General features: G+C 33.1%; 12 protein-coding genes and 4 tRNA genes. 3 read left to right on the top strand and 13 right to left on the bottom strand.

Annotated features, from left to right (window positions below; genetic code table 11):
• Positions 1-116: 116 nt before the first annotated feature.
• The 4 genes from H8909_RS07440 to H8909_RS13305 all read right to left on the bottom strand — a co-directional run bounded on the left by H8909_RS07440 (position 117) and on the right by H8909_RS13305 (position 3,679).
• Positions 117-461, bottom strand: coding sequence for a hypothetical protein (locus H8909_RS07440; protein ID WP_187012369.1), 345 nt, complete (start codon positions 459-461; stop codon positions 117-119).
• A gap of 11 nt (positions 462-472) precedes the next feature.
• On the bottom strand, positions 473-1,102 hold the full coding sequence (locus tag H8909_RS07435; protein WP_187012368.1) for an ABC transporter ATP-binding protein: 630 nt from the start codon (positions 1,100-1,102) through the stop codon (positions 473-475).
• 16 nt (positions 1,103-1,118) lie between these two features.
• Positions 1,119-3,122, bottom strand: coding sequence for a bacteriocin-associated integral membrane family protein (locus H8909_RS07430; protein ID WP_187012367.1), 2,004 nt, complete (start codon positions 3,120-3,122; stop codon positions 1,119-1,121).
• Between the two features lie 110 nt (positions 3,123-3,232).
• The gene (locus tag H8909_RS13305) at positions 3,233-3,679 is read right to left on the bottom strand and encodes a lactococcin 972 family bacteriocin (RefSeq protein WP_202985922.1); all 447 of its coding nucleotides are present in this window, start codon (positions 3,677-3,679) and stop codon (positions 3,233-3,235) included.
• Between the two features lie 440 nt (positions 3,680-4,119).
• Between H8909_RS13305 and H8909_RS13755 the strand changes: the two genes are divergently transcribed.
• Positions 4,120-4,335, top strand: a complete 216-nt coding sequence (locus tag H8909_RS13755; protein ID WP_187012366.1) for a transposase — start codon at positions 4,120-4,122, stop codon at positions 4,333-4,335.
• On the top strand, positions 4,332-4,562 hold the full coding sequence (locus tag H8909_RS07415) for a hypothetical protein (RefSeq protein WP_187012365.1): 231 nt from the start codon (positions 4,332-4,334) through the stop codon (positions 4,560-4,562). Before H8909_RS13755 ends, H8909_RS07415 begins: the two co-directional genes overlap by 4 nt.
• 288 nt (positions 4,563-4,850) lie before the next feature.
• Here the strand turns inward: H8909_RS07415 and H8909_RS07410 are convergent, their stop codons facing one another.
• The 9 genes from H8909_RS07410 to H8909_RS07370 all read right to left on the bottom strand — a co-directional run bounded on the left by H8909_RS07410 (position 4,851) and on the right by H8909_RS07370 (position 9,232).
• A complete protein-coding gene (locus tag H8909_RS07410; protein ID WP_187012364.1) occupies positions 4,851-5,042 on the bottom strand; it encodes a hypothetical protein in 192 nt (63 codons plus the stop codon).
• Between the two features lie 122 nt (positions 5,043-5,164).
• Positions 5,165-5,239: transfer RNA gene (locus tag H8909_RS07405), tRNA-Gly, on the bottom strand.
• A 17-nt stretch (positions 5,240-5,256) separates the two neighbouring features.
• A tRNA-Gly gene (locus tag H8909_RS07400) sits at positions 5,257-5,331 on the bottom strand.
• A 17-nt stretch (positions 5,332-5,348) separates the two neighbouring features.
• A tRNA-Gly gene (locus H8909_RS07395) sits at positions 5,349-5,423 on the bottom strand.
• Positions 5,424-5,441: 18 nt separating this feature from the next.
• A tRNA-Gly gene (locus H8909_RS07390) sits at positions 5,442-5,516 on the bottom strand.
• An 82-nt stretch (positions 5,517-5,598) separates the two neighbouring features.
• The gene (locus tag H8909_RS07385; protein ID WP_187012363.1) at positions 5,599-6,375 is read right to left on the bottom strand and encodes a type III pantothenate kinase; all 777 of its coding nucleotides are present in this window, start codon (positions 6,373-6,375) and stop codon (positions 5,599-5,601) included.
• Between the two features lie 2 nt (positions 6,376-6,377).
• Positions 6,378-7,562: a bifunctional phosphopantothenoylcysteine decarboxylase/phosphopantothenate--cysteine ligase CoaBC gene (gene coaBC / locus H8909_RS07380; RefSeq protein WP_187012362.1), complete on the bottom strand. Its 1,185-nt coding sequence runs from the start codon at positions 7,560-7,562 to the stop codon at positions 6,378-6,380.
• Between the two features lie 28 nt (positions 7,563-7,590).
• Entirely contained in the window at positions 7,591-8,190 is a 600-nt protein-coding gene (locus tag H8909_RS07375; protein ID WP_022425282.1) for an ECF transporter S component, read from the bottom strand.
• 163 nt (positions 8,191-8,353) lie between these two features.
• Entirely contained in the window at positions 8,354-9,232 is an 879-nt protein-coding gene (locus H8909_RS07370) for a MurR/RpiR family transcriptional regulator (protein WP_187012361.1), read from the bottom strand.
• A 158-nt stretch (positions 9,233-9,390) separates the two neighbouring features.
• On the opposite strand from H8909_RS07370, the gene H8909_RS07365 reads away from it, so the two are divergent.
• The gene (locus H8909_RS07365; protein WP_187012360.1) at positions 9,391-10,770 is read left to right on the top strand and encodes a glycoside hydrolase family 1 protein; all 1,380 of its coding nucleotides are present in this window, start codon (positions 9,391-9,393) and stop codon (positions 10,768-10,770) included.
• Positions 10,771-10,886 lie beyond the last annotated feature (116 nt).

Below are 10,886 nucleotides of genomic sequence, written 5' to 3'. Positions count from 1 at the left end.
AGATGCAAATCTTTATATTAAATATGATGGACTTGTTTAACGGATTCACTGGACTTTTCTAGCGTAATGGATGGACTTATTTTACCGTATGGAGTGGCCTTGCCACTCCGTAATATTCAATTAGTAGAAGTTGGTATAGCATAACCTTTAACATATTGTTGAAATTCATAGTTATCTAAATCTGGCACAATACCTAATACACTAGCTTTTCCTGCTATGTAGTCATATGCTTCTTTATACTTAATAAGAGCTTCTTCTTTAGTGATTGTTGTTTCAGGTAACAAATTGATTTCCATTCCTTGATATGTAAATTCATTGAATAATCTATATTCATTATTATAGAACATAGTGTTCTCTATACATTCTTGTAAATCACTTGGATTTTGACTACTTGCATAAACAGGACTACCTAATGTAGTAACGATAGTTGTGATCAATAAAACTGAAAATATTTTTTTCATAAGCATTACTCCTAATTTCTATTTTTATTTAAACTTATGACTTTATTACATTCACTAACAAGCCTATCATCATGTGTAGCCAAAATAACGATTGCCCCATTTGAAGCACATTCTTTTAATAAGTTAATCACGATTTGTCTATTTTCAGAATCAAGAGAAGCAGTAGGCTCATCAGCATAGATAATAGAAGCATTTTTTAATATTGCCCTTGCTATACCTATGCGTTGCTTTTCTCCACCAGAGAGTACAATTGCTAGTTCAGAATCTCTACCATTTAAACCAACTTTATCTAATATATTTTTCACTGCTTTACTTTTAGCTTTTGACTTATCTAATGTAATATTATATGCTACAGTTTCATCTTCGATAATTCCATAATCTTGATAAATAAATGTCGCATATTTATGCCAAAATTTCGTTTTATCCTTATCGTTCCACTTTGAAGTATCTTTACCATTTATCAAAATAGAACCACTTTCTATTGGCTGTATTAAACCTAAACAATTTAATAACGTCGTTTTTCCACATCCAGAAGAACCTGTGAGAGCTACCATATCTCCACTATTCATTGTGTATGTGATATTCGAGAAAATGCGTTTCCCTTTGATTACAACGCTTATACTATTTATTTTAATTTCCATTTTTACACCCCATTTTTTACTCATTTCTTGTTGCTACTTTGTAAAATGCTTGTCTAGTACATATATGATAAGCAACAAAATTACTCAAGCAATATAAAATCAAAATAATAACGCTTACTAATAAAACTGTAATAATTTCTGGTCGTCTTATAACAAAAGAAATTACTGCTCCAATAATTACCGTGATAATCGCAATAAATGATTCATGCACAAAGGTTTGCATTATTATTTCTTTGTATGATTTTCCGAATGTATGTAACGTAAATATTCGTTTTCTGTTTTCACTTACCCATAACTGTGCGGTAAGAATACCTGCAAAGATCATAGATACAAAAATTAGAACACAAGCTATCACATAGAACACAGCTTCTTTTGCAAATTTTTGAGCTTGTGATAAAGCAACATCAGCAATAGTATCTATCGAAACAACGTAATCTTTTACAGGTGTTTTTGCTAATTCAGCTCTCAATAAATTTTCATCTGGAAAAACAACATTACCACTTGAACAAGCAGGTAACATAAAACCTAGTGTGCTTAATGATTGTACTGGATTATCCACTAATATAACTAATGGATTTTTAGCTTGTATAGTGCTTCCACCATAGCCAACATTTGGCGGTAAAGCTAAAAATTTATCTCCGCTAAATTCATAGAAGTTAATTCCGCTAGGCTGGATTTCTTCTGCCTTAGTCCATAAAGGCATTTGAGCCCTTATAAAGTCCTGTAGTGGTTTATCTAATTTGTTCAATTCAATTTTATTCAATTCTCCACCACTTTTATTTTCTTCTATTCCAATATCAAAAGAATCAACCCATGATCTATCAGTAACTATTATGTGGTCGTAACCACCGTATTCTTCATCACTTAATTGTATAGATTTATCAATAGATAAAGATAAGGATAAATTATCATTATCTGCCATATTTGCAAAAAAATCATCAACATATGGCAACATTTTATCTGTACTTAATGAATCTATATCGCTGAAAGATATACTTACATTGTTTTGCATATTTTCCCATAAAGAATAATCATTGGATAACTGCTGTAAAATGTAAGCAGATGTTATGGTGCTTGGTACTATCAAAAGAGCTAATATTATTGATATAATTCTAGTGCCAATACTGAGCATCCTGAATTTTTTGAAAGGAATTTCTCTTTTCGCAAGATGTTCTGTTTTTGGTTTGACAATCATTGAAATACCGAAACTAATTAACGCTGAAATAACAACCAATACCAATAGTGTTATAATATCCTTAGATAATAATAATGTAATTTGTTTAAAATCATTAGTAATTCCAATGTATAACCAAAATGCTATGAGTGAAATTAAATAACTGGATATAAACATTTTTGATAGTGTTAATGTATCTTCAATATGAATTTTTTTAATGTCTACTCCACCCAATAATCTTATACTTCTTCCTTTTGAGTGTGAAATAAACCATGTCAATAATACTGAAATGAATAATAATAACGCTGTTAAAATAACATTTCCAACACCATTATGAACTAAATTGTAATACAAACTTTTTATAAACGGTACTTTTCTCAACCATTGAATAGTAATTCCGTTATCATTAGCCCAGTTTTCTATATCTTGTTTAAAATTTTGATTTCCCTTTACTGCATAATTTCCATATAGAGGTCTATTACCAATATCTTTAGATGAAATTAACTTCCCCTCTAAACTTGAATCTAACCATTTAATATTATTATCAATAATAATGCCAGAACTTTTTGGTTTCTCATTTCCAAAGTAAATGATGTCTTTCTTATTTTTATATTCATCACTAGGAGTAACAACTTTGACTAGAGTAGCATTGTGCTTATTCGTGATATTATCTAACTCTGAAATAAGTTGTTCTTTCGTAGTACCAGTTTCAGCAATATTTAATACAAGTTGTTCTGTTGTACCTAAAGGTAATTGCTGTTGGTCATTCATTAAATTCTGAAAGATCATAATGAATGAAAATAAAGCTAAAATAAAACTAATCAATCTAATGCCATGTTTATTCATAAAAATATCAACTCCATAATCCTATTTATTAAATAAAATAGGCTTCGATGACAAGCATCGAAGCCGAAAATCTAATTTGTCTTTTAGCTATCAAACAATAAATGTGATGCTTACCTACAAACACGATAGAAATAGCGGTCTTTAGAATTAGATTGAATAGCCCATAATTCAGCGATAGATTTCTTACCTGATGCAGTATTTACTGAACGTGATATCTTACTATCCAACTTAACTGTTGAACCATGACATCTTTTAACTGTGTAGTAAGAACGAACTTTAGCATTCCAGAAACCATATTCCCATGTTCCACCTTCACTTGGATATTGGCGCTTTGGTCCACTTGCCAACCAACAAGTTTCAACTCCTTCTGAATTACCACCAATCATACCTTCAGTCCATGTGCCATTTTTGTCCTCGTAAGTTGTTTTTACAATTCCATTTTGTGCGTCCTTGTCGCCTGCATCATTCGTCGCTGCCATTACTGGCGTAGCTAACATCATTGAAGATGCCATGCTCACAGCTGCCAGTGTAGTGAATAAAAACTTTTTGTTCAACATAACCATTCCTCCTTTAGCTTGGCTACTTTGTTCTATATCTTTATGGTAGTCCTAAACTACTGGATTGTCAATATATTATAATACTTTATTTATATATCTGATTACAATGTGATAACACCTTATCTTACAACACTTTATTTATATGAATAATGCACAAGTGCTAGTTAAAAGTTCTACAATCTTAAAGTAATTATAACTATCTATCAAAACATAAAATCAAATAGAAAAATGTTTTTTGAATACCCACAAACCACAGGTTAGTGAAAAATAAATATCATAAGCACCGCTTAAACGGCGTTCATGAAGCTGAACCAGACACATAGATTTTCCATCTGTTCTAGAATTAGATCAGAAGTCAGATGGAAGCATAATCACATGTCAAACAAAGTTGTATGCCCCTGGGTTAGCGCCAGCTAAAAGTCAGATGGAAGCATAATCACATGTCAAACAAAGTATTAAAGCTAAGGAAAGCTTCTCTATATGAGTTCACTCAGAACTATTCTAATAAAATCAATAACTGTATTGAATTCTTCAAATCCATGAAATGGCCTAATGGGTTCTCATGTGATCGTTGCGGATGCCATAAGTATTACCTAGTCAAACTTGTAGGAAAGACCAAGACTTCATATGTTCTTGAATGCAGGTCGTGCAAGTGAGCAGCAACCTGTTTTGGGTATTCTATCTACAGATAAAGAGAATAACTATCCCCCGGTTTATCAAGTTAAGACTCATCAATGATTATACTGGTCTGTCACTTAAGAAAAACATAGAAAAGTGCTGTGTATTATCACATGATGCATTACTTAATACTGATGGTGAGAAAGGCTTTAATACACCAAATGAAGAAATACAGGTAAAGAATGAGAAGATTAGCTATGAATAAAAGAATCATAGACTACTCTGGTTAAACATAATAATCGATAATACTAAGAATACTATCACTGGGATATATCATGGAATAACCAAAAGAGAGATGCCTTTATTCCTGAATGAACAGGAGTATACATTTAACCATAGAAAGATAGGAAAGACTGTCATGGATAAAATCAAGGAATACCTACAGAGATCATTTCCTATCAGTCATAGACAGATAGTCTATATCCTGAGTGTATTTGCTTCGGATTCATCTCTTAAATCGTCACCTGTTGATTATGGGTATTCAAAAAGCATTCTAATCAACATTCTCAAAATAATAGATACTATTTATATTTAAAGGATAAGCAGTTCCCCTTTTATATCCTATGATTTTCTTCTCATTTTCTATATAAGAGACTATATTTTGTATTTCATCTGTCATCTTATGACATCTGATTATTGTTTCTTCAACTTTTTCTTCTGGTATCAATTCAATTTTTGTCTTCATAGTCTTCCTCCGTCAAAAAAATAATAACATAATAGATTATATTTAAACATCTTATCCTATTAAGTTGTAGAAATCGTATTGTAAGATGAAAAAAAACTAGGCGTTAGCCTAGTTGATTTCAATGGAGCCACATGCCGGAGTTGAACCGGCGTCCTCTGCATGGCAAGCAGATATAATAGCCATTATACGAATGCGGCATATGAAGTTTTAAAATTGGAGCCACATGCCGGAGTCGAACCGGCGTCCTCTGCATGGCAAGCAGATATAATAGCCATTATACGAATGCGGCATATGAAATTTTAAAAATGGAGCCACATGCCGGAGTCGAACCGGCGTCCTCTGCATGGCAAGCAGATATAATAGCCATTATACGAATGCGGCATATGAAGTTTTAAAAATTGGAGCCACATGCCGGAGTTGAACCGGCGTCCTCTGCATGGCAAGCAGATATAATAGCCATTATACGAATGCGGCCTCACTAACACTCGAGGAGTGCTCATTTATAATATCAAATAATAATATATGTGTCAATAAGGTTTTGTAAAAAAATGAAGGATCAGTGACGATCCTTCTTGTTCTTATCATATATGATCTTTAGACCTTTAAATGTGAGTTCCTGATCATAAATATCAATTAATTCAGTTTCTTTCGCAATAAGCTTGCCTAAACCACCAGTAGATACTACTTTTAGATTCTGTCCATATTCTTCTTTAATCTTCTTGATAATATATTCAGTCTTACCAATATAACCATAAACAACTCCCGCCTGCATTGCAGTAACTGTGTTTTTCGCAATAATATGCTGTGGTTTGACTAATTCAATTTCTGGAAGCTGAGCTGCCATAGAAGAAAGAACACCGGCTTCTATACCAATGCCTGGTGCAATTACACCACCAATAAAAACACCTTTCTCTGTAATAACATCATAAGTAGTCGCTGTACCAAAATCAATAACTAAGCATGGACCACCATAAGTATAATAAGCCCCTGCTGCATCTACCAAACGATCTGAACCAAGAGTAGATGTATGATCAATTTGAATATTGATGCCTGTTTTTACACCCGGACCGACAAATAGTGGTCTAATATGAAAGTATTTAATAATGGAACTTGAGAAAGAATAGTTAATCTTTGGTACAACAGAACTAATAATAACATCTTTCACATCTTCAACATTCAAGTGAGATGCTTGAAGGTATGAATGAAGCATTAAGCCATATTCATCTGATGTACGTTCCATACGTGTTGTCATACGAAAACGCCCTACTAAATGATCTTCTTTGTAAACACCAATAGTAATATTTGTATTACCGATATCTATAACCAATAGCATTCTTATTTCTTAGCTCCTATTTTCATACATTCTTTTAAGATAATATAGCTTAGATCTGATTTAGACATCTTATCAATATCTTTCATAGATTCCTGAGTAATAATAGTAACAACATTTGTATCACCCTGAAATCCTGCTCCTTCTGTTTTAAGATGGTTCGCAATAATCAGATCACATTGTTTTTTATTTAATTTCTTTGATGCATTTTCAATTAAATCTTGTGTTTCCATCGCAAATCCACATATCACTTGATGTTCAACTTGATGATGCCCTATATAGTCAAGGATATCTGGATTCTTTTTTAGTTTAAGAATAAGTTCATTGTCATTTTTCTTAATCTTTTCTGTAGATGTTTCTACAGGTGTATAGTCAGCTACTGCAGCTGACATAATAATATAGTCATAATGTGTATGATGTCTTTTTACACATTCAAATAAATCCTGGGCACTTGTAATAGATTGATTGATGATATAAGGCACTGGCTTTAATGATGTAGGTCCATGAATTAATCGTACCTTGGCGCCAAGTATAAATGCTGCACGGGCAATTGAGTATCCCATTTTACCTGATGAATGGTTTGTAAGAAAACGTACAGGATCTAAAGATTCTTGAGTTGGTCCTGCAGTGACTAATACCTTTTTACCTTGTAATGGATGATCGCTAAGTGCATATTCCATCATTAAATGAAGGTGATCATAGTCTGCAAGTTTACCTTTACCTGTATCACCGCAGGCAAGAAGTCCTGCAGCTGGTTCTACAAATAAGACACCATCATCCTTTAGAGTCTGGATATTACGCTGAGTGGCTTTATTTTCATACATATGTACATTCATTGCAGGTGCAATGAGTTTAGGACATGTGGCTGCTAGAAAAGCAGCTGTTAACATATTGTCCGCAATACCATTTGCACATTTCGCAATTGTAGTTGCACTTGCTGGTACAATCATAAATAGATCAGCATCCTTGACAATGTCTACATGTGTAATACATCCAGGATCATCATCAAAGACATCAATATATGTTTTCTTCTTTGTGAGAGCAGAAATAGAAGTTGGTGTGACAAACTTAGCTGCACTTGGAGTGAGCATGACTTCAATTTCATATTTTTCTTTCACTAGATCACTAATGAACTGTACAGTCTTAAATGCCGCAATAGAACCAGTAATCCCTATAATCAATTTTTTCATCTATTAATACCCTCTTTTCATTTATAAATTATCCACGCTTCATTAAAGCGAAGAGAGGTTTTGTGACAATCACCACAATCACTACACCTACAAAAGCTTCAAGTAGGCTCTGTGTGCTTGATACAGCTAAGAAGTAACTTCCAAGTTTACTTGCATCCTGTCCAATCGCTTTTGCATAAGATGTACCAAATAATGCCCAGATACCACCTAATACAAGTACAGTATTAGTTAAAGCACCTAAGAATGCAGCCACTGCAGTCGCAATAGTCTGCTGTTTATCTTTAAGTAATTGATAAATAGAACCTGATACAAACCCAATCATTACTCTTGGGACAATCGCAATAACTGCACTGAGTACTGATCCACTAATAAATGGTGAGAAGACGAAAGATGTAACAGTTGGTTGCATTGTGTTCATTAATAATGAAGATAAACCAAATACAAGACCAATAAGACATCCCTGCTTAGTACCTAATACAATAGCCGCAATAATAACTGGAACATGAAGCAATGTTGCTCTTAAAGGTCCAATAGGGATAAATCCTAAAAATGGTACCATGACCATAACTGCTTCAATCGCAATAAATAATGCAAGTAAAGTAAGATTCTTTGTTTTTTTGTTATTCATTTGTTTCCTCCACTGTCATTTGCATACGCAATATGACGTAAATATAATTTTGCCAGCAGAATATTAAGTTAGCTCCTAAAAAGGTAGCCACAGGGCATATCCTACACAGCAAAACCATTATATACTCATTTTTTGAAAATGAAAAGCATTACATTTTCCTACACTAGATGTCATTTACTGGAGAACGAGCCGGATGTCTTGCATCCTTTGTTTTATCATAACTGACTTTTTTCTCTAAGTTTCTATTATAATCACGTTGGAATATACATGAGAAAATAAGATTTAAAATATAGTCCATAGAAAGATTTGAAGCAAAAGGAGCTATTTTAGTAAAGATTTTCTCTCTTGAACCAACCCTTAATATCACATCACCATAATGTGATAGCTGATTATCGCCAAGAGAAGTAATCACAATCATCTTTGTCCCCTTCTCTTTTAAGGTCTGAGCAATACGGATTATTTCAGCTGTTTCTCCTGAATAAGAGAGAATCATTGCAAGATGTGATGAAGAAGAGTTATAAGCTAAAAAGATCTGTTCTCCTTCTAGTGTACGAATATTTACGTTACGTCCAATACGCGTCATCTTATGCTGAAAGCTTAATGCTTCTAACATGGAGTTACCATTTCCATATATATCTATAGAATCATATTGATTCATAAGTTCTATTGCATGTCGTAAATCATCAAAATCTATTAATTTAATTGTATCCTCTATCACTTCCCTACTCATTGTACCTAACTTATAAGCAATCTGAGGATAGTTGTCTTCGGGACCAAAAGGAAAGTTAACATCGATTCTTTTAGTTTTAGTAAGTGTATATTGTAGTTCTGCTGAATACTTTATTTTAAAGTCATTGTAGCCTTCTAGACCTAGTTTACGGCATAGTCTCACTATTGTGGCAGGAGATGTATATGTTCTTTTTGCAAGTTCCTTAATAGATAGATTCAATACATCTTCACCATGATTTAATATGTAATGGGCAATTTCCACTTCAGCATGTGTGAAATCTAATGCGAATTCTAATTGTGTCATTATACTCATTGTTTATCACCTGATTCAATTATATCATGAAACGTATTTTCAATAAACTTGATTTTTAACACTCTTTTTTGAAACAAAATTAAAACTCTATCCGTACATATTTACTTCTCTAAATAGTTATGTGAAAATATTTTTGTACCATTAAGGAGGACGAATAAATGGAAAAGAAATTACCAAAAGATTTTTTCTGGGGTGGTTCAGTATCATCATTCCAGACTGAAGGTGCCTGGGATGAAGGCGGAAAAGGTTTATCAATTTATGATGTAAGACCTACACCAGAAGGACATGCTGACTGGAAGGTAGCAATTGATGAATATCATCGTTATAAAGAGGATATTCAGTTAATGAAAGAAATGGGATTCAACTTCTACCGTTTCTCTATTTGCTGGAGCCGTATTATTCCTAATGGAGATGATGAAGTCAATGAAGAAGGCGTACAGTTCTATAATAATTTAATTGATGAATTGATTGCGAATGGTATTACACCAATGATTACATTAGTTCATTTCGATATGCCTTATCATTTAGTAAAGGAATATAATGGTTTTGCATCACGTAAGGTTGTTGATTTATTTGAACGTTATGCAAGAGTATGTATGGAACGTTTTGGTGATAGAGTAAAGCACTGGATGTCATTTAATGAACAGAACCTACATTCTTGTAACTTAATTTATTCAAATGCAGAAATTATACCTGAAGGAAAGTCTAAGGCTGAACATCTTTATCAGGTGGCACATAATGTTATGATTGCACATTGTAAAGCTGTTAAGGCTTTAAGAGAATTAGTACCAGATGCTAAGTTTGGTGGTATGACTACTATCACTAACTTCTATCCTGCAACTGATACACCAAAGAATAACTTATTCTGTCAGAAGGCTTATGATTTAGTCAATGACTGGGTATGCTATGTACAGGCTAATGGTAAATACCCAAGATACTATACAGCATATTTAAAGAACAGAGGTTGGTTCCCTGTATTTGAAGAAGGCGATGAAGAGTTATTAAAGTATACATGTGATTATTTATGCTTCTCTTACTATCGTTCTAATACACTTACTGAAGGTGAATTTGATATGACTACACCTTTCAATGATATTGTAGAAAAGCATGTAGTAAAGAACCCTCACCTTGAAGCGACTGAATGGGGCTGGGAAAAGGATGCCATTGGATTTAGATGGGTTATGAATACTTTAAGTGAAAGATATGATCTTCCTTGCTTCGTATTAGAAAATGGTATGGGTGCTAGAGAATCATTAAATGAAAATGATACTGTAGATGATGATTATAGAATTGAATATCATCGTAATCATATCCAGGAAATGAAGAATGCGATTCTAGAAGATGGTGTTGACTGCTTAGGTTATATCACTTGGGGTCCTATTGACATCCCTTCTTCTAGCTGCCAGATTGCTAAGAGATATGGTTTTGTATATGTTAATAGAACTGATGAAGAACTATTAGACTTAAGAAGAGTACCTAAGAAATCATTCTATTGGATCTCTAAAGCATTTAAATCAAATGGTAAAGATTTAGACTAATAACCTGAAGCCTCATTCATGAGGCTTTTTTCTTTTCCTTAGTATTGCTTAGTAAAATGCTAATTTCTTAAGAATTTCTTAATAAAATTGAGTGGATTAACTGTAATAGTTTGATT

Origin of the sequence: Catenibacterium faecis, from assembly GCF_014306455.1 — a bacterium.
In the GTDB taxonomy this organism is placed as follows: Bacteria; Bacillota_I; Bacilli_A; order Erysipelotrichales; family Coprobacillaceae; genus Catenibacterium; species Catenibacterium mitsuoka_A.
The sequence above is the reverse complement of the archived record's forward strand: the minus strand, read 5'-3'. Positions and strand labels throughout refer to the sequence as shown.

Bases quoted from the DNA above. Each gene is read 5' to 3' on its own strand.
- H8909_RS07440 (WP_187012369.1), bottom strand. From the start codon at position 461: ATGAAAAAAATATTTTCAGTTTTATTGATCACAACTATCGTTACTACA.
- H8909_RS07435 (WP_187012368.1), bottom strand. From the start codon at position 1,102: ATGGAAATTAAAATAAATAGTATAAGCGTTGTAATCAAAGGGAAACGC.
- H8909_RS07430 (WP_187012367.1), bottom strand. From the start codon at position 3,122: ATGAATAAACATGGCATTAGATTGATTAGTTTTATTTTAGCTTTATTT.
- H8909_RS13305 (WP_202985922.1), bottom strand. From the start codon at position 3,679: ATGTTGAACAAAAAGTTTTTATTCACTACACTGGCAGCTGTGAGCATG.
- H8909_RS13755 (WP_187012366.1), top strand. From the start codon at position 4,120: ATGTCAAACAAAGTATTAAAGCTAAGGAAAGCTTCTCTATATGAGTTC.
- H8909_RS07410 (WP_187012364.1), bottom strand. From the start codon at position 5,042: ATGAAGACAAAAATTGAATTGATACCAGAAGAAAAAGTTGAAGAAACA.
- H8909_RS07385 (WP_187012363.1), bottom strand. From the start codon at position 6,375: ATGCTATTGGTTATAGATATCGGTAATACAAATATTACTATTGGTGTT.
- coaBC (WP_187012362.1), bottom strand. From the start codon at position 7,562: ATGAAAAAATTGATTATAGGGATTACTGGTTCTATTGCGGCATTTAAG.
- H8909_RS07375 (WP_022425282.1), bottom strand. From the start codon at position 8,190: ATGAATAACAAAAAAACAAAGAATCTTACTTTACTTGCATTATTTATT.
- H8909_RS07370 (WP_187012361.1), bottom strand. From the start codon at position 9,232: ATGAGTATAATGACACAATTAGAATTCGCATTAGATTTCACACATGCT.
- H8909_RS07365 (WP_187012360.1), top strand. From the start codon at position 9,391: ATGGAAAAGAAATTACCAAAAGATTTTTTCTGGGGTGGTTCAGTATCA.